The sequence below is a fragment of the Granulicella arctica genome (genome assembly GCF_025685605.1).
GTDB classification, from domain to species: domain Bacteria; phylum Acidobacteriota; class Terriglobia; order Terriglobales; family Acidobacteriaceae; genus Edaphobacter; species Edaphobacter arcticus.
The window spans coordinates 1,326,231-1,348,887 of record NZ_JAGTUT010000001.1; the positions used below are offsets into that span (position 1 = coordinate 1,326,231).

Consider the following 22,657-nt stretch of genomic DNA (forward strand, 5'->3'; position numbering starts at 1 on the left):
AACTACGCGCATTCAACAGGTAGCTCGAGAGTATGTGCTCAAGCGGTCCTTGTAGTTGGAGAGAGGTATAGGGCTCGCGCGAGTGGGAAAAGCCTAGGGAAGCTGCGAGATTCCGGCCGAGTCTTCCAGCTTTAGCTCCATGCCCCATCCGAAGTGCTGTACATTGCCTGGCAGGTTATCGTCGAGCGCAATTACAATTTCATTCTTTCCTTTCTTGAGAGGTAATCGGAAACTCCCGTTCCCTAAAGAGATCCGTTCGTCGGCGGCCTCCGCCGCTGGAAGGCCTTCGATGTTTCGATCTGAAAACGCCAGAGCGCCGTTCACGTACACCCAAATCTCACGCACCCAGCCGATCCGAACCGTCTTCAACTGAGCCTTATCGGAGACGAGTGTTGTTCTTGCCCATGCCAAAGAGATCACCGAGCCATCTTTTGCCGATCCAACTTCGTGCGAGAAGTTGACGAGGCCTTTCGTGTCAGCCGTCGCAGCCCTCCAGGCCTTGCCATCACGGGGCATGGAAGCATAAGGCGGCTGGACTCCCATCGGGGCATCCAGCTTTGGGTCGTGAATGGAGCGGAGCACGGACGACGATGAAATCTGCCAGCGTCGCAGGAATCCATCTCTCGGTTCGAGCGTGACTTGCGCCACGGTAGTTGATGGCTTTGTTGGCGTAATAACGAGATTTGCATACTTCGCCGGCCCACCGAAGGTCAGGCCGCCGGACAGCGATCCGCCCTCCATGCGATCCACGCTGAGTGTCGGGCTGCCGGAACGGTTTATATAAACACGCATCGTTCTGCCGAGCACCACGACTCGGAAGTGATTCCAACTTGAGACTTGAATAGGCGCTGAAGTTTGATACTCCGGAAATAAATCCCACTCGAAGGCACCATGCTCAAGGGGCATGTACTGCAGGCAATCAGAAGCACTTTCGCAATCCTTTTGTGGACGGAAGAAAAGAGCTTCGGCGTTCTCTCGATTCTGCGTGCGAAACCTCATTCCAAGTATTCCGTGGTCAGGCATGTACATATCGAATTCGATAGTCCCATCACGAAAATTCGAATCCTTCAGGTCGACTGATCCCTTACTGATCTCAAGCACGCCATCGGGCGCATGATCGCCAGATGTAAACGTGGCATTGCCATTAGAACGCCAATGATCAGCTTTCATGGGAACGGGAAGCGCTGGTTCAGCGAAGCTGCTGCGTAGAGCAAAGAGCATAAAGGCGACCAACAGTCGTCGCGAAAACAGGACTTGAAGGCGAGTGAACGAAAGAGAAGCTTGAGACCGCAGCATGCGAAGCACTCCGTTTGTACGGTTAGAAGAGAAGTCATTGACAACAGACGTCTTCAGCGCAACTTTACTTTCATTCGAGACGCAGCCGGGCATTATGTTCCCAAGCGGTCTCCAACAGTGCGGGCCGGTATGATGATCGCATGAGCAGGACGCGTGCCGATCGCACGAGATCAGAACTACAACGGGTTGCCCCTTCCTGAGCCGCGCAGTGTAAGGTGATCTGTCAGAATGGCTGGAAGAGCAATGATGAAAACTACTCTCAAGCTGTCGGCCATTTCGTTTGTTTTCTGGACCGCAGTAGCTGTGATTTTTGCTCTACCTCAGCTGGGGCAGAACCGTGCCCTGCATCATGTATTCACATCTGCGATGGCTCAGTGGTGGTCCTGGGGGATTCTGGTCCCCGGCGTCTTGGCTATCGATCGTGCTCTTCCCTTTTCGACGCAACGAATCCTACCTCGCCTCATCACGCTCTTCGCCTTGGGTCCCTTCGTATCAATCCTGTATGGCTATGTTCACGAAATTCTGAAGGCGGCGCTTGGGGCAGGCGCTTGGGGCAGGCTATCGGGAACCGAGATCGTCACCGAAGGTCTCCAGGAAATGTTCTGGAGCATGCTCGTGTACTGTCTCATCGTTGGTGTGTGGGAGGCATATCTTTACCACCAGCGATTCGTATCCGCTCAGCTGCAGATGGAGCGCTTGCAGAGGAACTTTTCAGAAGCTCGTCTCAATGCGTTGCGTACCCAGTTGGATCCTCACTTTCTCTTCAATGCGCTCAACACCGTCTCCTCCCAGGTAGAGCGTGAGCCTAAACTCGCAAGGAAGATGATCGAACATCTAGGCGATTTGCTACGACTTTCCCTGAACTCACAAGGAGTTCAGGAGATATCTCTCTCAGAAGAATTAGCTTTTCTTGACCACTATCTAGCCATTCAAAAGATCCGCTTCGGTGATGCCTTGAAGATCGAGATCAGGATCGCTCAAGACGTAAGAAATGCCTTGGTTCCCAGCCTCTTCATCCAACCTCTGGTAGAGAATGCCATACGCCACGGCATCTCCAAACGAGCTCGCGGCGGGTCAATCGTCTTGAGCGCGCAGCGCCTTAAGCAGAGGCTTATTGTCGAGGTTGTGGACGATGGCGTGGGATTGCCATCCGGCTGGTCGTTCGATACTCACAAGGGAGTAGGCCTGTCTGTGACCCGCGAGCGATTCGCCGGACTGTACCCCGGCAACACGAGTCATTTTGATATCCGGCGTAGGAGTCAAGGCGGGACAGAGGTTTCCGTCTCCTTTCCATTGCACACACGAAAGGAAAGTGATGAACACCCTAGCGCGTGATGGCATAAGAGTTCTGATCGTGGATGACGAAGCACCGGCCCGCCAGCGTATCTCCGATCTATTGCGCCGGGATTCCGAAGCCACTTCCATGATGGAAGCAGGCGATGGGAAGACCGCAGTGCAAATGATTCTCAGCGAAAGCCCAGACCTGGTGTTTCTGGACGTGCAAATGCCGGAGCTCAGCGGCTTGGGAGTAATTGACGCCGTTGGGGCTGAGAATATGCCCGCCACGGTGTTTGTAACAGCATACGATCAGCATGCGATACGAGCCTTTGAGGCGAATGCTTTGGATTACCTCCTCAAGCCCTTCAGCGATGAACGATTCGAAGCAATGATGGCCCGCGCGAAGAGACAAAGACAGGACCTCCATCTACGAGAATTCGGTCAAAAGCTTGCGCAGGTACTTAATTCGGAGGCGACGGAGACACGTCGACTGGACCGCCTGGCGATCAAAACGAATGGAGTCACCACGTTTGTGCGAGTGGAAAATATCGATTGGATCGAGGCGTCCGGAGTCTATGTCACCCTCTATGTGTCCGGGAAACCAACCCTGTATCGAGCATCATTGACCGACCTGGAGCAGAGTCTCGATCCGCGCCGCTTTATTCGCATACATCGCTCCGCAATCGTCAATATCGAAAGTATTGTCCAGATGGAGACTCTGTCACACGGGGAGTTCGAGGTCACCTTGAAAGACGGTTCTCACCCTCGCGTCAGCAGAACCTACCGCGACTCACTGGAGAAGCGATTTGGACAGAGGCTGTAGACCTCCCGTTGCACCAACACGTCCAATCAATCTCGCATACGGGCCAGCGCGAGCGGTTTTGATTGTGCGCAATGTTGCTATAGATTTTCACGATTCTTAGGCGGCACAACATCAATGCTGTTTCGACGCTCTTCTTCGCTGGTAAAGCCGTTGGCCTGTTGCCGCCGATGCGCTTTCGCTGCAGCATACGAAACTAGGCAAAATGTGACGGCCCATCCCCTCGATGAGTGACAAATCGCCAAGTCACACATCGAGAGAGTTGACCCCTTAGACGAGACTCTCCCGCCAAGTTGTGTTTTCGGCAACTTCGGTAGTGCAAAGGACCTGAAGATAAGATTATTGAACAGGCTCTACATATGCACGCCACCCTCGCCATCCTATTCATGCTCGCGACGACTCTCCATTCCCAAGCCTTCGTTGCGCCTACCTTGGAACCGCCCAAAACCTACGCCTGCCACCCCACCCGCCATCCTCCGACCATTGACGGAAAGCTCGACGACCCAGCCTGGCTTCTGGCCCCCTGGACTACAGACTTCGTCGACATCGAAGGCCCCGCCAAACCACTCCCCCGACTGCGGACCCGAGTCAAAATCCTCTACGACTCCACCAACCTTTACATCGCCGCCGAGCTCGAAGAGCCGGACGTCAAAGCCACCCTCACTCAACACGACTCCATCATCTTCCACGACAACGACTTCGAGCTGTTCCTCAAGCCTCCCCTCGCCGATCCCGGTTACTTCGAATTCGAGATCAACGCGCTCGACACCGGCTGGGATCTCTTCCTCAACAAGCCCTATCGGGAGCACGGCCACGCTGACAACTCCTGGGCCATACCCGGCCTTCAATCTGCCGTCAGCGTCCAGGGCACCCTCAATCAATCCACCGACACGGACCGCGGCTGGACGGTTGAGCTCGCCATCCCGTGGAAAGCGTTCACAACTCGCCTCCCTACCACCGGCCCGACACCAGGCTCCGACTGGCGCATCAACTTCAGCCGCGTTGAGTGGACACCAGGCAAACCCATGGAAGACAACTGGGTGTGGTCTCCGCAAGGTGTCGTCAACATGCACGTCCCCGACCGTTGGGGCCATCTTTATTTACTCCTCGACTAAACCATAGCCTCTGAGCATCGCTGTCGCTGTCGTCATGTAGTTGGTCATCTGTCGTCCGGGATCGCCGCAAACACCGTTTGTCGCAATACAGTCGAAGCCATAGCCGCAAGAGATAAACTGCCCCTATGCAAGGAGTGTTTACCTCTACCTCGGTCATACCCTTCTCACTCAAGGCTCGTTTGAGGACCTCGCACGCCTCGGCGTTGAGCCAGTCAACGGCCTGCGTCTTAACTTTTACGATCTTGATGCCGACGAGAGCAACCGACCTACTTACCTCTGTGCAGAAGGAACGATTCATCAGGGTGAAGATGGCCGTTGGCATGCCGCTGTGGACGAGAATAGCTTCCGGTCGGTCCTGGGTTCAGAAGTCAAAAGCTACTAACAAGTTGCCGCAAATGCCGTTTCGCGGGAGTCACGACTCAGCAGTTTGCCTAGTCGAAGCTGAATGGTCTTGGGATCTCTTTCTATCCAGCCCGCCACAGATCTTGATGTGATGTGCATTTTGCCACTTCTATGGACAGCATGCCAGAACCAAGACATGTGCGTTTAGTAGAAGAGTCCTGGCCATGCAAGGAGCACACCGAGCAACGTGAGTAAAGTAAAGGCCACAGGGACAAGGAAAGGAGAGCCGACCCGATACATACTCAGAGAGTTAATTCCTTCTGACGGCAGCACCAATAAGAGCACAAGCATGAGTGTCCGGCGCGGGTCTCGGATCTCCCATCGGCTTACAAGAAATGCCACTGTTGTACCGACTGCAAGCAAAGATCCGCCCAGTGCACGCAACAACTCTCGAACCAGCTTACAAGCTCTCTGATTTCCAGCGCATAGCGCGACCAGGTTCGATGGCAGTCTCGGGACAAAGACGTCGTAGAGGCCGCCCATGGCGATCAAGGCTCCAGCGCAATAAAGCATAATTCGCGCGATACCAAGCAATGGGGGCCTCCAATCGGGAGGATAACGGGAATCTGAACCGAAGCCAAGCAGGCCCGACTCGTGAGCATGCGCAGGCGATACACACCGTAGCTCCCGCGAAGTCATGGTTTTCGGCAACGTCGGTCGTTGTTGCCGAGAACGCCGTTTCGCAAGAAAAAACGTCTAAGACACCGTCCAAACGATCTTCGATCTGAACACGACCGCATCACGGTTGACTTGAGGAAGCTATGGGCAAAGGACACATCTCAGGAGGGAAGGCCTACGCAGCGAGGAAGCAAAGTACTTCCAGCGATTCCCTGCGCGGAAAGGGAAAGAATCCTTGAACTCTATAAAGAGACCGAGGAAGGTTCAAAGCGGTTGCGCGTTTTCGTCCAACTTGAGGCCCATGAAAGAAAAACATGGCTGCGGAAGACGTCTTGTGTCGAAAGACGTTTAGCAGCCCCAGCCCGAGTAATACCAGATAAATAGTGGAGCTCCCGCAAAGTCTGTGTTTTGAGCAACTTCGATTTTGTCATTGCCGAAAACACCGCTTTCTTGAACAACGGTTCTGAAGCTGCCGAAGAGACTCGAGTCTGGCGTAGGTAATTACGGGAGTGGGTGACGCTCTGATCAGTCAAAAGTTTCAGAAAATGTGTATAGTTCGCAACTAAACCGCAACCAGGCGGTTAGATAGGATAGCCGAGCACACATTTTGACAACTATTACTGACGGTGGCATATGAAGACTGGCAAGATTTCTCTCAGGCTAGAGCGCATGCACTTGAGCGTACGGCAACCAGGGTCCCTTCCGCTGCATTCTGCCTGGGCAAGCTGCCTGCTCCTGACTATAGGATGCTCCGGCGGAAGCTCGCCCAGTCCTGCTTTCCCTCAGCCGGTTAAACCAACGCCTGCAATCGCTGTGGCGGTCAGCGGTGGCAGCCAGGTGCGGATCGGATCGACTGTGCAGTTTGTAGCTGTGGTGACGAATACTTCGAATACGGCGGTCACGTGGCAGGTCAACGGTGTCGATGGCGGTGCTGCGACAATTGGCACCATCTCTGGCAGCGGGAGCTACACTCCGCCTGCCGTGCTCCCAAATCCAAATATCGTGACAATCACTGCGGTAAGTCAGGCTTTGACGAGCGCTATCGGGGCGCTGAGCGAGACAGTGCTAAACCCACTACCAGTAATAGGGTCAGTTGCAGTGATGACGACTGGAAGCAGCAGTGTGCTGGATGTACTTGGGACCGGCTTCGTTTCAGGGTCCAGTCTGCAGGTGATGGGTGTTGGGGTGCCAACAACCTTCATTTCAGGAACTGAGCTGAAAGCGACCGTGACGCTTCCGGTCGGAACGACGACTGTCGCGGTCGACGTCGTCAACCCCGATCCGGGTGGCTCTGCATCCGCGACGGCGCAGGTGCAGGCCTATCAAGCCACGGTGGCGACAGCGGCAAGGTTATTGGATCAGGCAACGTTTGGGCCGACGTTGAACGATATCCAGCATGTGCAGAACGTTGGAGTGAGTGGCTACCTTACAGAACAGTTCAACACGCCGGCTACGCTGCTCCCGACGATTGCCATACCAGCACCCACAATTTGCGTCAACACCACCACCCCCTGCGAAGAGTCAGAGTGGTGGCAGGCTGTGATCACCGGACCAGACCAGCTTCGCCAACGCGTTGCATTCGCGCTCAGTGAAATCTTTGTGGTGTCGACCGATTCAGTCAATGCGAGGGCGGTAACCACCTTTCAAAACACGCTTGCGAATGATGCATTTACCAACTACTACACCATCATGCAGGATGTTTCACTCTCCCCGGCGATGGGCGCATATCTAAATATGCTGAACAGCTACAAGCCGGGCACGGTGAACGGAGTGGTGCAGATCGCCAACGAGAACTACCCCCGAGAGCTGATGCAGTTATTTACGCTTGGCATCAATCAGCTTAATGCCGATGGAACCTTGCAGCTTGACGAAAGCAGTCAGCCGATACCGGTGTATACGGAGGCACAGGTGCAGGCCTTTGCGCGAGCCTACACCGGATGGACCTATGCAAATGTTTCAGGAATCGGTGCACCGGCAAAGTATCCCAATGTGGCGAACTACACGATGCCGATGGCCGCTCTCGAAAGTGCACATGACATATCAGCGAAGATCCTGCTGAACGGGACGACCTTGCCGTCGGGCCAGACCGCAGAGGCAGACCTTGCAGCAGCGTTGCAGAATATTTTCGCTCACCCAAATGTTGGACCTTTTGTGTGTCGCCAGCTTATTCAACACCTGGTGATGAGCAATCCCAGTCCTGCCTACGTGGGCCGAGTGGCGGCGGTTTTTGCGAATAACGGAAGCAGTGTGCGTGGTGATATGAAGGCCGTCATCACGGCGATTCTTACGGATTCTGAGGCACGCGCAGGCGACACCAATCCAATCGCCAATGCCTCTGCTGGCCATCTTCGCGAGGCGATGTTGTATATGACCAATTTGATCCGCGGATTGAACTTCACGAATAACGATGCACTTGCCGATAATGACGTCGTGGCTAATGCTTCGTATAACTCACTGGGTAATTACACGGGCGCACTCGGAGAGAAACCTTATACGTCTCCTAGCGTCTTCAACTTCTTTCCGCCGGAATATGTCATCCCTGCGACGAGCTCAAATGCCCCAGAGTTCGCGCTGGAAAATACTGCCTCTGCGGTGCTCCGGCTGAGTCTTGCCAATACCGTGGTTTACAACAAGATATCCGGATTCAATGTCGACCTGAGTGCCACGAGCGCGCTGGGATTGACTGCCTCAAAGACCGGCAACGCCGTGACGGATAGCGGCGCGCTGGTCGACTCCCTTGGCCTCATCTTCCAACATGGCCAGATGTCATCAGCCATGCGAACGGCGATCGTGAACCATGTTGCTGGTCTTACCGATATCGGGCAGCGGGTGCGGGTAGCAACGTACCTGGTGATTACGTCTTCGCAGTACAAGATTGCAAACTGATTCCGCGAAGCGGACATCAGGAAAGTGAGTTAACAGATGCGGGCAAATCGACGAAGTTTTATTCGCTGTGCATCACTGGCTGCAGCAGGAAGTGCAATGGGCCTGCGTCCGTTTGGCATGTTAAATGCCATGGCACAAGGAGCCAGCACCGACTACAAAGCACTGGTCTGCATCTTTCTTTATGGTGGTAATGATGCGAACAATATGCTGGTTCCATTTGACGCAACGGGCTACGCGAATTATGCGAAGATACGAGGCCCCCTGGCTTTACCGCAGACCGGCACCGGTTCCCTATTGCAGTTAGGAGCGCTGCCGAACTTTGCTTTGAATCCGAACCTGCCAGATATTGCCACATTGTTTAACAATAGGAATGCCGCGCTGGTAGCAAACGTAGGAACGCTAGTCGAGCCAACGACACGCGCTCAGTTTCTTGCTGGCCAAATGCTGCCATCAAATCTTTTCTCGCATCCAGATCAGCAACTGGAATGGCAAAATGCCGCTCCTACAGGCGGAACGGCAACCGGATGGGCAGGCCGCATCGCCGATACGCTGAACGCAAGCTATAACCCAAACGCCTCCATTCCGATGATCACCTCCGTCGCAGGCGATACGCTCTTCTGCAACGGAAGTAGCAGCACACCGGTGTCTGTTAGTCCGGGAAATATTAGCGGTGCTTCGTGCTCTGAAGGAACTACGGAGTGTGGTGCCCAGCTAGCCACGGCGCAGGCCCTGCTAACGTTTGACTCAGGATTAACGCTGGTGCAGGCCGATGATTCAATTACAACCAATGCATATCAGTATGCAAAAACGCTGACAGCAGCGACTCAATCAGTGAGTGCGCTCAAAACTGTTTTTCCTGCGAACAATGGCCTTGCGACTCAACTTAAACAGATTGCCCAAATTATTCAAGTGCGGGCTGCTCTCGGAGTGAATCGACAGATCTTCTTCGCAGGCATTGGTAACTTCGATACACATTCAGATCAGCTGACTCTTCAGAATGCCCTGCTGGCGCAGATCAGTCCGGCACTCGCCGCGTTCTATCAGGCGACACAGGAGCTAAGCGTCGCCAACAACGTGACGAGCTTCACAATGTCCGACTTTAGCCGAACATTTCAGCCGAATTCAAATACAGGAACTGACCACGCGTGGGGCTCTCACCATATTGTGATTGGTGGAGCGGTGAAGGGTGGCCAGATGTATGGAACCTTCCCTCAACTTGTCCTGAATGGTCCTGACGATTCAGGCACAAATGGCAGATGGGTGCCGACTACCGGCTCGATGCAGTATGCCGCCACACTTGCGCAGTGGTTTGGCGTAACGGCAGCTCAACTGCCCAATATCTTTCCAAATATTGGAAGCTTCAGTCAAGAGACTCTTGGATTCATATAAGGAGGAGTTCCATCTCCGTCTAAGAGTTCTATGATCGTTTCTTCAACCTTGGCTTCTCCTGCTCGTGCCGAGCCCAGTCAGGGCAAGGAAGACTCGATGTGACTGGCTCTGGCGGTAACAAATGGGGCCGACCTCACTGCACGACAGGACACTGAGCCCGTTAAGCATGTTGAGGCCGGGAGCGTGCTTGTCGGAAGTATTCAGTCCCTGTTGTCTGAGCGTGAGACCGGTTCCCATTATGTAAAGATGAGCCGAGCAGAAGATAAGGAGCGACGTTTCCTGCTTGCTTCTAAGCTCAAGGTATACAAGTCGCTGTTGGTTGGGACTGCTCGCGATAGGAAGTGGGCCTCACTAAGGCAGAAGAAGAGCGGTGAACCAAGAAACTGGACCCTGTCGACAGCGCGGAGGCCTGAGCTTGCCGCCTCCACGCGGGAGAGTGTAGTCGCGCTGTTTGGTAAGCTGTGACCTCGGATCTTGAGGATAGGAACCATCGATGCATCCGTAATTGGTTCTCGGCTAAGCTTATGCTCAGAATCGTAAGGTCTGTGTCATAGCTGCGGCGTCGGGGCACGCTCAGGATCATTCCGATCGTGCCTCGTCAAAAAAGCCTCTCACTTTCACTACTTGGCACGCTTAAAGCATCTGCGACTGAAGAAACTGGCATTCTGACCTCCATGTTCGACGCCGACTCACTTCGAATGCGGCGCAGATTCCAAGATCACTAAGATCGGTAAATCGGCCACGCTTTCTGCCTGCGTTACAGGACCGTCTTCAGTACCGCCACCGACTCCGGCAGTGATCGCGACAGCAATGAACATCAACCTGACCATGCCATGAATGTTCTCACCGCCTAAAAGTTTAAAAAGTTCGCCACCGCTCTCGAAGTCGGTCTTTTTGGCAACGTCGGGATCGTAGTTGCTCAAAACACCGTCTTGCGCGAAGTCACTCCAAAGACGATTCCCCCTCCGAGCTCCGATTCCAACGTTCAGGAGGGTGGCGCAACATCTGGATGATCTACGTAGATCGGGTCGAGGAGTTTCGAGTAGACACACATGAACACGGCACCCACTCCAGCGGCGTATGCTGCAGCCTCCGACGGAGATTCCTTTCGAACCAGGGCCGCCGATCGATCCAGTGCCAGCATCAGTCCATTCAGAACAGTGCTCAACTGCTTAGCGAGTTCTTAGTTTGCGATCATACGAACGATCTTAATCTAAGGATTTGTGTGAAGGGACGTCCAGCGAAGCGCTATCTCTTGGAAAGTCGGGTTTTTGGCAATCTCGGACATCGTCGCTCAAAACGCCGTTTTCAGGGAATGAGAAGCCTCGCTTAGCCCGTTTGTTCTGACTCACGCCGACGCTCGTTCGCCTTAGAGATCAACTGGTTTGTACCTAATGTGGATGCGAAAGTCGCGCATGCGCCAGCGACTTGCAAGATCAAGTCGCTGGTTCTGAATGAAGAATTGCCAGCCAAGACAAAGAAGATCGTTGAATGGATCAGGTAAAGTCCTGCGCAGACGTATGGGTAGAATCGCTGTAGTCTGCCCCGCATCGAGAATCGAGCAATCAAAGTTGTGGCAAGGTATCCGGTCAGTGCGTATTCCATCAAAATAACGAGGGTCAGCCCAATGACCTTCAGCAGCGTCAGGTCGTTATGCCAAGGGGGCGTCTCATGACCAAACTGTAGGAACGCCGTGGCAACGAAGATGATGCATGTTCCCAGAGCTGAAGCCACTATCTCCAGAACCCAAATCAAAAGTTTCAACAAAATCTGGCTCGATAACCGAATCTGTTTCGCTTGACGACCGGTTGGCGTATGCGGAACTGCCCATTCAATCATGGCCTGAGTGTACTTTCATCAAAGTCAGCTTTTCGGCAATCTCGACGTTTCACCACGTCCGGTGGGCCGTAGTTGCTGAAAACGCCGTTTACTGAGAGGTGCGGCAGGATCGCCGAGAATGCGAGCGCTACTCTTCCCAGGTCCGGCGATGGATTAGAGGCTAACTCAGGGCGAGATCGTCGCACTGGTGAATGCCAGCATCAGTTACCAGCTGATCTTGGCTGAGAGCTGCATTTGCCGAGGCAGATTGCTTTGCCCCGTACCGGCACCCTTTTGAATCAAACCGAAGGTTGAATCGTTAGTATTGCTATCCGGACTTACCGACCACAATGGATGGTTCAATACATTGAAGGCTTCGAGGCGTATCTGTAGGCTCAGCCTTTCGTAAAGTGCGAAATTCTTCGAAAGGTTCGTGTCGAACTGGTGACTGCGCGGAAGACGAATCCCGGTGTACGTAGTATTCATCGTCTCTCCATAGCTGGGCACCTGCAGAAAGTTGGCCTGACTGCACGTGCCATCATAATCAACCGGCACTTGCACTAGGGGGTACGCGCCCGAACTGTTCTCCTGATACTTCTCGACACATGGAGAGACGAGGCGAATAAAGCCATTGTCCTTCTGGATGTGTGGGTGAATATAAGGACTACTCAGCAAGTTCGTGCCGCTTGGGATGCCCCACGGTGTACCGGTTTGGTAGACATACAAACTACCTATCTCCCATCCGCCGATCGCACCATCAACAATTCGGTTCGTACCGCCTAGAAACGAACGCCCTCGGCCAATCGGTAAAAGATAGACTCCCGAAATAGTGATGCGGTGGGTTCTATCGTTACCATCCAAACTTCTTGAGAGCACGCGATACGTCGTATCGGCAAACCCTCCTGCATCCATCTGCTTGGACCAGGTCCACGTACCGTGCATCGTAAGAGACTTGTTCCATTTATGGGCCGCAGTAACCTGAAGCGAGTTATACCAAGTGCGCGAATCATTAAGCTGATACTCCGTTATGTCCCCAAACTGTGGAAAGGAACGAGTGAAATTCAGCTGACTGATCGTTGTTGAATCATAGTAGTTCGATCCTTGGAATCCATTGATCCCTTCGAAGGGATTGACAGGATTATTATTCGTGCAGACCTCGTATCTTCCACCCAATGCTGGATTGCAGGGAGCATACGCGGCGGCACTCTGGTGATTGATGTTGTCACTGCTATCGCCATTGTTCAGGCGGCTTCCAACGTAGGCGATGCTGATCGTGTCGTTTCTGCGAAACTGCTGCTCTATCCCAACAGAGTATGTCCAGAAGTTGGGAATCTTGTAGTGCGGGTTCAGAAAAAACGGACTCTGTCCTAATTGTTCCAGCATGCCGAGCGAAGACCCGGTAGGTTGAATCACTGAGGGATAGAGGTGACTGATGGGATTAACAAGATTGGGATACGAAGTGCTTGGTCGTGTTGGGTCACTCGCCTGGTAGTTTGTCGTGGCGCTGAAGCCATAGGTCGACGGCGCCGCTTGCTGACTCCGAAACGATTCTCCGAAACCTCCACGAAGAACCATTCGGTCATTGAGGGCGTAGGCGAAACCCACGCGCGGCTGAACACTCCCCTTCGTGAGTGCGAATGGTGCACGGGGATTGCCGTTGACCCCGAGGTACGTAATGCCGCCAAGCAGCGGCCCGTGACCAGGAACAGAGACCTGGGAATCGATTGGGTTCGTAGCAGTGGTATTGAATGCGTAATTCGCAAAATTATTCCGCTCGGTTTGGGCTGGATCAAAATCCCAACGCACTCCAAGGTTGAGAGTGAGCCTCCTCGTCACCTTCCAATCGTCCTGAACGAACGGAGCCCAGTAGTGCGAGGAGAAGAACGTTTTCACATTGATGGAGTTACTGCCTGAGGTGAGATTACCGAGCAACAATGAAGCGATGGAATTACCGCTGGCAACGTCATACGGGCCACAGCAGTTGGTCTGGGTCCACTGACGATCAACAGAGAGATTGTTGCCGCCGCCTACAATGTTATTTCCTGATTGCTGGAAACGTGCGTCAAGCCCTGCATGAATAGTCTGCTTATTCTTTACCCAGGTTACCGACGGAAACAGGAGGAGAGAGTTGCTGACCGTTTGTGAATTATTGTTTGTGCCAAGGGAGGCGAATTCACTAACCTGAATGTAGGGAAACTCGGCTGCGGCTGCGGAGCCCATACTAGCCACATCTGCTGAAGATAGCCCCAGTGTTGTGGGATCAAAGCGCGGCCCACCAAACGAGTAGTCAGCTCTGATGGATACGTTGCTGCGAAAGTCCAACAACAGGTTGGGGCTAACAGTGTGAGTCTCTTCAAGAGTGAAGGTATGACTACGTTCCCCGTGAGGCAGTTGACCGTTATCCGCCGCATTATTAAAGCCGACATAGCTTCGACTTTCGACTCGCTCCCAATATCCGTAGTGGAAGCTGAAACGATCTTTAGATGAGATGTTCTCATCCCATTTTCCGAGCACATTGCGGTAACGGTCGGTATCAGCAGCAGCAACCGTATAGTTGTTTGCGAAAGGATTGGAGCCGGCTGCTGTTTGTGTGTTGGGCGCGGGATAATAAGAAAGTATTTTTTGACAACAGTATTTATTCGTGAGGTCGGGATAATGTTTGCGGCGGGTGTTGGATTAATACCATCGGAAGGACCGAACGGAACGCGGACGTAAGTTCCGTTACCGTTTTGAGCTACGTTTTCCGGATCTAGCAGGCTGATAGGAGCATAGGCCGAGCCGGTGTAGTAGACCAGATTAGAGAAGTCACCCTTCAGCCAGGATGGACTTGGGACGGAGTCGGTAACAGTATTCGGTTCAACTTCATTCCAATTTTCATATTGCATTGTAAAAAAGGATTTATCACGGCCGTTGTACACCTTCGGTATAACAATCGGCCCATCCAACTCGAAGCCATACTGGTCCAGCTTATGCTTTTGCGTTCCGAACTGCGACGTGTCTGTCCCGGGCAGCGCGGTAGCGATTTTGTAATTGTTCTGCCATAAGTTGGCGTCGAGAAATGTACGGCGGGCGTACTCATAAACATCGCCGTGGATTCGGTTCGTGCCCGACTTGAGGATAACGTCCTCGACACCGCCCGAGTTACGGCCAAAACGCGAGTCATAGGCGTTCGTCACGATCTTGAACTCCTGCACTGAATCGACAGGCGGCACATACGCAATGCGCGCGTTGCCCGTGTTGTTTGTCGAAGACGCCTCGTTGGATACCCCATCCAACATTAACTCGACGTTCCCCGCTCCGCCGCCGTTGATAGCGGTGTTCGCCTGCGTATCGTCAAATGGGCGTTGATATTGAGTAGCTCCCTGGTTCCAGGTCACTCCCGCGCTCAAGATAGATAGCATCCCGGGATCACGGCCGTTAAGGGGGAGTTCAGCAACCCGGGTATTCTCCACGACCTCTCCAGCATCCCCCTTCCCAAAATCAATGAGTGGATCACTGTTGACCGTCACTGTCTCAGAGCTACTTCCGACCTTCATAGCAAAATCGACGGTTGCTGTTTGATCGACCTGTAGATTAATTCCTGTGTGTACTGCAGTTTCAAACCCTTTTGCTTCTACGGATAGTGTGTAGTTTCCCACCTTCAAATAGGGAATGGTGTAGTCCCCTGATCGTGTCGTTGCCGTCCTGGTCACTACGTTGGTGTCAACATTGAGCGCGGTGATCGTAGCCTTGGTCAGGACCGCTCCAGATGGATCCGTCACACGACCTGTAAACTGTCGCGCACTTAGTAAGCTTGCGGATAGCAGGAATAGTGCTGTTAGCGGTACACGAACATGGATCATTCTGGCCCTCACATCCAAGTTGGCGATCATGGCCACTCAGGTGCTTCCTACCTTGCTGAGTAATGCGCTTTGGTATGCCATATCCGACTTAGAAGTATGGCTCTTGATGAAACAACGATGAGTCGCCTTACCAAACTTGGATTGGGTAGCGATTGGTTTTACAGCGAGCAGCGACCTCACCTTTCCGATCGCTGGGCCCATCCCTGCAAGGTGGTTTCGACCGCGGCGCGTTGACGTCGATATTCACAGGATTGAAGCGGCTACGCTGTGGCCCAGAATCCTCACCTCCCACAAGAATCGGACTTTCAGGAGACCAATCGGAGCGCAGGTCTGAGAAAGCGCCAAGAGCTTCTAGACGACATCGGGGCTGAATTCTTCGTTTTGCTTGTAGCGCTAAACCAGTCCATCAGCGTAAGCCGGTGATTGCGCCGATATATTGCTTACGGTCCAGCCACGCTTGCATGATGTTTACAGATCAAAAACACGCTAGGGACGAGGGGAAGACACTCCAACTGCAGGTTTGGATTTAGAGCTTTGCGTAGAATTCTCCGCGCGAGAAATGGTAGCGTTTTCATTCGATTCGCCTCCAGAGAGTTACGGTTCCTAGTTCACAAGGATTGCGTTGGTAGCGCTATTTTGAAAACGTTTTCAACGAGAAGGACCATACCTTTATGGTCAGAAGCTTGTCAACTAAAAAACTTTGAAAGGTTCGGTTGTTGCGTTTGAGGCTGTGAGAGATTATTTGTTATCGCGAAATGACATAGCGGACCTTGGCTTTCACATAGGCAGGTTCATTCAAGTGTTCTCATCCTTCCGAGCTTCCGACCAACCGAAAGGTGCCTACACTAACTGGCCTCTGTTCTGTCTAAACCAGTCCCGCGAACAGGCCCGGTCTGTTTCAATCCTTCGGAGCATGGTTTGGCTGAGAGAGGGGGCAAAGGCTTTCCTGTTTCCGCTGTCGAGAAGACCGGACGGAGCGCGAAACAGAACTTTGCGATAGAGACGCCTCACTGCCTGCTCGGGAGCGTCTGACGAGGCGATTGGATCGGCGGCAGGTGGTCGTCCGCTCTCGTTACAGGCCTTGCTCCGGGTGAGCCGGATTTCTAAGAATTTTGTTTGTTCCGCAGGAGTACCGAGAACGCGGAAATCGAGAGCCGTTTGTTCATGCGCTTCTGGGTGCTCCTCACGCCAGAGCACACGCAGCAGTTCCGGCCAGTCTTCAAGTAGAACCAGGGTGCGAGTCACCATTGCATGGTGAGCCAAGCACAGCGTAATCATCAGGTCCAGCTATGACTCGCCGGCGACACCATGACAAACGGCAAGACTTCGTTTGCGGCCTCCAGGTCTGCCACACACGCGGCAACGGTGGCCATCACGCTTAAGCACAGCCTCACGCAATCCTCCAAAATACTCTTCGTCCTGCCGCTTGAGCGTATAACAGGTCGCACAGAGCCCGACTGTAAGAATCTTGGGATTCCCGCAACGGCAAAGCATCGCACGCTAAGTTTCCCTCTTCATCCCTGCTTTAGTTCTGCAAGGATTCCAAGGTTAATATCGACAGCAATCCAGCCTTCTTTCCAGGGTTCCGTCCGATTTTCGTCAAAGCTCGTACTTCCCAGCCCTTCGCGATCAATGCCTCGATGAGCCTTCCGCCGACGGAACCAGATCCGCCTGTAACAAATGCCGCCTGCCGCGTCTCTGCCTGCTGAACCATCTCGCACCCCTTTCATGCAATCCACTGGGTAGCCAATCTGTTCCTTACTCGGCAACGGGTGGAAAGGTTACGCGCAGAACCTTGGCTGTCCGGGATACGCCGTCGGGCGATTGCGCGGCGCCTCCATCCGTTGTGAAATACGCCACTCGGCCGTAGTCTCCCGGTCCACGCCGCCAGACGCCGCTAGTTGGGCCGACCAAAACCTCGGTGAACGGATTGCCAACAGCAACGGTAAAGTCAGACCGGTTTGCATCCGCTCCCAGCGAAACCCGATCAATGGTGTTCTCCCTGTGAGTCGTCGCGTAGGCGACACCAGCTTGCTCATCGAGAACGAAATCATCCCAATAGCGGCCCCCTGCGACAAACCGCGGCTCCTCCGTCGGCTCCAGTGAAACCGTATCGACCTTTACTTTCATCATCAGATTTTGGGAGGTCGACGTGTAGTAGAGAAAGCTCGTCTTCGCGGCGTAGCGGATACCATTCACCCCGGGCTGCTCAGGTTTCTTCTATCCCGGCCGGTCCAGCATGTTGTCATGATTTAGCCAGCCTTAACGTCGGTTGAATGGCCTTCGCGGTTGAGGTTCATGTCTTTTGGCGAGACCAGTGAACTTGCCTGCTAAAACCTCAGTCTTGAACAGCTTGAGTTCTCCGCGTTAGAGACGCAACTACAAATTTGCAATGGAGCAATTCATCGATTGGTATTGTTCGGAATCAAGATTGGCCCTGAATCGGACCGTCGTCCTGCGCTTTCGTCTACACCTAGAATCGCTCGGACTCGCCGCAGGTACGACTAAGAATCGCAGCGGTCAGAAGGCTCGCCTACGAGGCGGCAGACTCCAGTCTGTTGAGTCCGGAACTTGCTGCCGGCATCAGGCGAGTTAGAGGCGTAAAGCAACTGGGCTGCCGGGCGGGCAACTGGCTGAACCGCGAGCAAGCTCGGTTACTACTTGAGAATCGAACGGAAAAGGTTTACGCAGCATCCGAGACATCGCTATTATATCTATCCTGCTCGGTTGCGGTCTGCGCCGAGCCGAGTTGTCGGGCCTTGCGACGGGAGGATATTCAGATCCGACAAGGGCACTGGGCTATCGTTGACCTTGTCGGCAAGGGCAACCACTTCCGAACCGTACCCATGCCGGTCTGGGTGAAGATCGCTGTGAACAGGTGGATGATCGCTGCATCCGTCACGACGGGTCGGGTATTCAGGGCAGTTAGTCGCCACAGAACCGCCTGGGGAACCGGCATTTCCGAGAACGTCGTCTGGTACGTGGTCCGGAGCTGTGCCGGGCGCCTGGAGCTCAACCATCTCGCCCCTCATGATCTTCGGCGCACCTGCGCAAAGCTGTGTCATGTGAATGGCGGGCGAGTTGGAGCAAATACAGTTCCTTCTGGGCCACGCCTCCGTCCTGACAACCGAGCGTTACCTCGGGTACAAGCAGAGCTTGGAATAGCCCGTAAACGACCGCTTTGGCTGCCTGTTCTCCGGAGCTGTCGATTTGCGCTAAAGCCTGTTCTCCTCAGTTGAGAATGGATGGCTGCATCGCTTCCAAGAAGCCGGCCTATCGGGACTGATCCTAGCTTGCGTTTCAAATCTACGGCAATCAGGATGAACACCCTCGTGCTAGTTCCTGTGGTTGTTTGTTGACAACAAGCGCGTCGTATCAATTCATTGAAAAACCAGCGCGGATCTCCCGAACACCGCGCCCGAGGCGATCCCGCAAGAGAGCACGGAGGGTGGCGCCATCCGCGTATCCGACTGCTGTCGCGATGGCCTCGATATCGTAGCTATCACGATGAAGAAGAGACTGGGCATGTTCCACACGCAGATCCTGGAAATAGTCAAGGGGAGACTTGCCTAGGACGGCATGGCAACGGCGCTGCAGGGTGCGAGCGCTGGTCGCAAGTGCTTTGGACGCAGCCTGCAGGGAAAAGCCATCCTTCAGATTCAACCGAGCCCAACGTTCGAAACGCAGGATCATCGGGTCTGCCTGGGCAAGGTGATTCGGGATGATGAACGGCGCCTGGGAAGAGCGCAGATCGGCAGTCAGGTAACAAGACACAGTGTCTGCCAGTTCAGGGCTCGCTTGCCGGATGATCCAGAGCGCCAAGTCGAGATGTCCCATGGCTGAGCCGGCCGTGACGCCGATCGTGCATGGAACCACCATACGAGATTCATCCAGCTGCACGTATGGAAACCGCCGTCGGAAGAACGGCGCAAGTGACCAGGTGGTGGTGGATTTCTGCAGATCAAGGAGACCTGTTTCCGCGAGAATAAACGTGCCCATACACGCGGCGCCGATCAGGGTACCCCTTGCGCTCCACTTTAGCAGTTGTGACTTAGCATCACGCATGTCCGCCCGCTCGAGCCTAGCGAAGAGCTCATCTGGTGTTCCGGCGAGCACAGCAGGGACGATGACCCAGTCCGGCCTCGAAGCTGGCTTGATGGATTGGACAGGCACCGTGAGGCCCTGCGAGGTATGAACCGTTCGTCGGACACCAACGGTCGTGACATCGAAGCGAGGGGTTCCGTCAAAGAGCTTGGCGGATAGGCGGCTCGCCGTAGAGAACGCGTCCAAGGTAACGGAGAGCCCTGTATCGAAGACCCCATCGATCGCGAGTATAAATATACGCATGGCGTAAATGACCTCAAAATTGTCGTTCGCGACAATACTATTGTAACGCAGCTGGAACTAAAGTAGCTCTATTGAAGTCTGCCTTTCACACACGGCAAGCAATCACACCAAAACTTTTCAGGAGAATTCACCATGAGCGCCTTCGACAACATGCTGGTCCGTAACAAAGAGTTTGCCGCCCACGTTTCTTCCGAAGGCACACCGATGCCTTCGCTTCCAGAGAGTCTCCCCTACGTCAAGTCGCTCATCATTACCTGCGCCGATATGCGCGTCGATCCAGCTCATGTACTCGGCGTGGACTTAGGCGAAGCAGTTGTGATGCGCAATATTGGTGGTCGCATCACTCCGGGTCTGATTGAGCAGATCGGGATGCTGGGCAGGATCGGCCAAGTCGCCGGTGAAACTCCCGGCGGCGGCGGAGAATTTCACATCGTGATCCTTCAGCACACCGATTGCGGAATCACTCGGCTTGCCGGAGATTCGGCTCTGCTGGCGAACTACTTTCAGATACCCGAAACTGAATTGGAGGCAAAGACCGTCCTCGATCCGCGCAGCGCCATTGCTATGGATGTAGCGGCGCTCAGAGCAATCACGGCCCTACCTGCTTCGTGGATCATTTCCGGTGTCAACTATGACGTCACCACTGGTCTGGCAGAGGTCGTTGTCCCACCTGCGCCTCTGCGCACCGCTTAAGGTTATGCGCACGCAAGAGACGTTGACCGCTCTTGCGTGCGCATAGGTAATCAGAAACGCTCTCTTGGTTAGCAAGACCGATGCCCGAGGTACTTCGACGTGCTGAACGGCCTCACCGGAGCGGGTCACGATCCATGTCTCGTCCAGTAGGAAGACACGATCTCACCGTCGTGCATCTCGATAGAATTATGGACTGCTGAGCGAGGCTCGTGGAGAGGCAGGTCTCAGGAAACAGTGCAGTGCAACGAATGTCCTAAAGCTTTCGTGCGCGCTTCGTCTTCTGAGTTCCGCCGGAAGGTTTTGGTGTTGGCGAATTGTTTCTATGTCCAAGTAAAGCATCGAAGATAGTTTCGAACACCTGGTCCGCAACTGCTGATGAGATCAAGCCTGGATTGAACTGTTGTTCTAGGATGACCGCACCGGGAATCCCTCGCAGGATGGCTAGAGCGATGATATCTCTTTCTTTCGTTTCGACCGTAGATACACCTCTACCGGACAAGATGGCCCGCCCCATGTCCTCATAGATAAGTTTATAAAGATCTCGCACCCGCTGCAGAGAAGCTTTGTTGCGCAATGCCAGCAGTTTGAACTCCAACATGAGAATTGGCCAGTTTTCATTTCGTAGCGCCCCAAGGAAGAGCTTCTTAACGATAGCCAGGCGCTGCTCGAGATCTTTCCCTTCCGCAGAATGAAGAAACTCATCCCGCCGCTCTTGTGCCTTCCTTTCAATGAGCGCAAAAAAAATATCTTCCTTGCTTCGAAAGTGAGCGTAGACCGCGCCTTTTGTGCGACCGGCTTCTGCGGCAATCGCCTCTATCTGGGCTCGCTCATATCCATCCCGAACGAACACTCTCTCCGAGGCATCAAGCACACTGCGGAGCGTGGCCTCCGTCTTTACCTGATGTTTGTTAAGAAGAGTTCCCGGCCTTGTGTTTTTCATCCCTACCTACTTTACAGCGAGCTATTTGGACTTGAAAAACAAGGAACGTTAATCTTGAACGGCCTGCTACATAACCTCTCAAGGTGGCCTGTGTGGTGTACCGTTTCGGCCGCTTCACTTTATCGGAACAAAATGCATCCGTGCGCGTATCAACTTATTCTAATACCTAGTCCGATCCACAAGGAGAGTCTGATGTTTTATTTCTCAAAGGTCTTCCATGTCGCACTGTTCGCCGCTTGCTCGATCTGCGTTTACGCGCAGGATCCTCAGCAAATCCCTGCTCAGACAGTGCATCTATCTGATCGGGCGATCGACGTGGTCCATGTGGCCGGTCTCATGGAGGTCAGGCCCGACATTAAAGGAAGTCTCCTAATCACCCCGGATACTATCGTCTTCTCGAATGGGACAGTCCGAGCCACCATTCCAAGAAGCCGAATTCTGAACGTCTTCGTCGGCGATCAACGAACCGAGCCCTGGGGTACCACCGGCAAGGTTGTTCGCAAGGTTATCCCTTATGGGGGCGGAGCAGCGCTTGGGGCTATCACCAACGGCCAAGTTGATCTGCTCACCGTCGAGTCTCTCGATGAGCACGATGGTTATCATGGAGTCGTTTTCGCAGTGCCTTTCCAAAAAGCCAACGCGATCCGGGAGCAGCTGACCGCGTCTCTTGTTCCTCTAGTAAAGCATCCGACACCCTCTTGTTCTGAGGGTGCGTCAACCCCAAAGTCTGTTCTGCTTGCCCCGATTTTAGTCAGCGGGATAGAGCTACCGAGTGAGTATCGCATTCTGCTCTATGAGCAACTCTTCAAGCAGCTAAAGTCACACAATTCGAGCGACAGCTTTCTGCGGACAGGCGATCTCTCCTCCGGTCCCGGCTGTACAGAACTGACACTACGCGTAACCGTTACTGCTTTTAAGAAAGGCAATCGTGCCGTGCGAGCATCGACTGGTCCACTGGGAATGTTCCTCGGCACAACTTCTCTCGCCTTCGATATCAATCTCCGCGATATAAATGAAAAAACCATCTTCGATGTACAGATGAAGAAGAGTGATCGGAGTGACTCCGACAGCCTTGGGCTCGCTGATAGCATCGCGAAGTCAGTCGCAAAGCGAATGGACAAAGAGATGCAGAAGCACGAAGCTAAGTCGGCCGTCTGAACGGATCAGAATTCTTGCCTGACAATGAGCAGTATCAGAATCACCACGAGGAAGA

The 22,657-nt window shown here is 53.7% G+C and carries 14 protein-coding genes and 1 pseudogene; 8 read left to right on the top strand and 7 right to left on the bottom strand.

What is annotated here, in order from left to right; genetic code table 11:
• Positions 1-93: 93 nt before the first annotated feature.
• The gene (locus OHL20_RS05405; protein WP_263382182.1) at positions 94-1,221 is read right to left on the bottom strand and encodes a DUF1080 domain-containing protein; all 1,128 of its coding nucleotides are present in this window, start codon (positions 1,219-1,221) and stop codon (positions 94-96) included.
• 303 nt (positions 1,222-1,524) lie between these two features.
• Here OHL20_RS05405 and OHL20_RS05410 point away from each other — a divergent pair, with 303 nt between their 5' ends.
• The 5 genes from OHL20_RS05410 (at position 1,525) to OHL20_RS05430 (ending at position 9,804) form a co-directional block, all read left to right on the top strand.
• Entirely contained in the window at positions 1,525-2,631 is a 1,107-nt protein-coding gene (locus tag OHL20_RS05410; protein ID WP_263382183.1) for a sensor histidine kinase, read from the top strand.
• Entirely contained in the window at positions 2,612-3,397 is a 786-nt protein-coding gene (locus OHL20_RS05415) for a LytR/AlgR family response regulator transcription factor (RefSeq protein WP_263382184.1), read from the top strand. Before OHL20_RS05410 ends, OHL20_RS05415 begins: the two co-directional genes overlap by 20 nt.
• A 356-nt stretch (positions 3,398-3,753) precedes the next feature.
• The gene (locus tag OHL20_RS05420; protein ID WP_263382185.1) at positions 3,754-4,509 is read left to right on the top strand and encodes a carbohydrate-binding family 9-like protein; all 756 of its coding nucleotides are present in this window, start codon (positions 3,754-3,756) and stop codon (positions 4,507-4,509) included.
• Positions 4,510-6,198: 1,689 nt separating this feature from the next.
• Positions 6,199-8,415, top strand: coding sequence for a DUF1800 domain-containing protein (locus tag OHL20_RS05425; RefSeq protein ID WP_263382186.1), 2,217 nt, complete (start codon positions 6,199-6,201; stop codon positions 8,413-8,415).
• A 96-nt stretch (positions 8,416-8,511) separates the two neighbouring features.
• On the top strand, positions 8,512-9,804 hold the full coding sequence (locus OHL20_RS05430; RefSeq protein ID WP_263382187.1) for a DUF1501 domain-containing protein: 1,293 nt from the start codon (positions 8,512-8,514) through the stop codon (positions 9,802-9,804).
• Between the two features lie 689 nt (positions 9,805-10,493).
• On the opposite strand, the gene OHL20_RS05435 is transcribed toward OHL20_RS05430, so the two are convergent.
• The 4 genes and pseudogenes from OHL20_RS05435 to OHL20_RS05455 form a co-directional block, all read right to left on the bottom strand.
• Complete coding sequence (locus OHL20_RS05435; protein WP_263382188.1) at positions 10,494-10,727, bottom strand: hypothetical protein; 234 nt, start codon at positions 10,725-10,727, stop codon at positions 10,494-10,496.
• A 406-nt stretch (positions 10,728-11,133) separates the two neighbouring features.
• Positions 11,134-11,643 carry a hypothetical protein gene (locus OHL20_RS05440; protein ID WP_263382189.1) on the bottom strand — a complete coding sequence of 170 codons (510 nt, stop codon included), beginning with the start codon at positions 11,641-11,643 and terminating at the stop codon, positions 11,134-11,136.
• A 204-nt stretch (positions 11,644-11,847) separates the two neighbouring features.
• Positions 11,848-15,494 (bottom strand): annotated as a pseudogene (locus tag OHL20_RS25430) (TonB-dependent receptor domain-containing protein).
• Positions 15,495-17,222: 1,728 nt separating this feature from the next.
• On the bottom strand, positions 17,223-17,663 hold the full coding sequence (locus OHL20_RS05455; protein WP_263382191.1) for a hypothetical protein: 441 nt from the start codon (positions 17,661-17,663) through the stop codon (positions 17,223-17,225).
• 560 nt (positions 17,664-18,223) lie between these two features.
• Between OHL20_RS05455 and OHL20_RS25170 the strand changes: the two genes are divergently transcribed.
• Positions 18,224-18,703 carry a hypothetical protein gene (locus OHL20_RS25170; RefSeq protein WP_396271671.1) on the top strand — a complete coding sequence of 160 codons (480 nt, stop codon included), beginning with the start codon at positions 18,224-18,226 and terminating at the stop codon, positions 18,701-18,703.
• A gap of 136 nt (positions 18,704-18,839) precedes the next feature.
• Here OHL20_RS25170 and OHL20_RS05460 read toward each other — a convergent pair whose 3' ends face one another.
• On the bottom strand, positions 18,840-19,811 hold the full coding sequence (locus tag OHL20_RS05460; protein WP_263382192.1) for a GlxA family transcriptional regulator: 972 nt from the start codon (positions 19,809-19,811) through the stop codon (positions 18,840-18,842).
• A 132-nt stretch (positions 19,812-19,943) separates the two neighbouring features.
• On the opposite strand from OHL20_RS05460, the gene OHL20_RS05465 reads away from it, so the two are divergent.
• Positions 19,944-20,504, top strand: coding sequence for a carbonic anhydrase (locus tag OHL20_RS05465; RefSeq protein ID WP_263382193.1), 561 nt, complete (start codon positions 19,944-19,946; stop codon positions 20,502-20,504).
• A gap of 253 nt (positions 20,505-20,757) precedes the next feature.
• Here OHL20_RS05465 and OHL20_RS05470 read toward each other — a convergent pair whose 3' ends face one another.
• Positions 20,758-21,375, bottom strand: coding sequence for a TetR/AcrR family transcriptional regulator (locus tag OHL20_RS05470; RefSeq protein ID WP_263382194.1), 618 nt, complete (start codon positions 21,373-21,375; stop codon positions 20,758-20,760).
• A 261-nt stretch (positions 21,376-21,636) separates the two neighbouring features.
• On the opposite strand from OHL20_RS05470, the gene OHL20_RS05475 reads away from it, so the two are divergent.
• A complete protein-coding gene (locus tag OHL20_RS05475) occupies positions 21,637-22,602 on the top strand; it encodes a hypothetical protein (RefSeq protein WP_263382195.1) in 966 nt (321 codons plus the stop codon).
• Positions 22,603-22,657: the final 55 nt, after the last annotated feature.

Bases quoted from the DNA above. Each gene is read 5' to 3' on its own strand.
- OHL20_RS05405 (WP_263382182.1), bottom strand. From the start codon at position 1,221: ATGCTCTTTGCTCTACGCAGCAGCTTCGCTGAACCAGCGCTTCCCGTT.
- OHL20_RS05410 (WP_263382183.1), top strand. From the start codon at position 1,525: ATGGCTGGAAGAGCAATGATGAAAACTACTCTCAAGCTGTCGGCCATT.
- OHL20_RS05415 (WP_263382184.1), top strand. From the start codon at position 2,612: ATGAACACCCTAGCGCGTGATGGCATAAGAGTTCTGATCGTGGATGAC.
- OHL20_RS05420 (WP_263382185.1), top strand. From the start codon at position 3,754: ATGCACGCCACCCTCGCCATCCTATTCATGCTCGCGACGACTCTCCAT.
- OHL20_RS05425 (WP_263382186.1), top strand. From the start codon at position 6,199: ATGCACTTGAGCGTACGGCAACCAGGGTCCCTTCCGCTGCATTCTGCC.
- OHL20_RS05430 (WP_263382187.1), top strand. From the start codon at position 8,512: ATGGGCCTGCGTCCGTTTGGCATGTTAAATGCCATGGCACAAGGAGCC.
- OHL20_RS05440 (WP_263382189.1), bottom strand. From the start codon at position 11,643: ATGATTGAATGGGCAGTTCCGCATACGCCAACCGGTCGTCAAGCGAAA.
- OHL20_RS05460 (WP_263382192.1), bottom strand. From the start codon at position 19,811: ATGCGTATATTTATACTCGCGATCGATGGGGTCTTCGATACAGGGCTC.
- OHL20_RS05465 (WP_263382193.1), top strand. From the start codon at position 19,944: ATGAGCGCCTTCGACAACATGCTGGTCCGTAACAAAGAGTTTGCCGCC.
- OHL20_RS05475 (WP_263382195.1), top strand. From the start codon at position 21,637: ATGTTTTATTTCTCAAAGGTCTTCCATGTCGCACTGTTCGCCGCTTGC.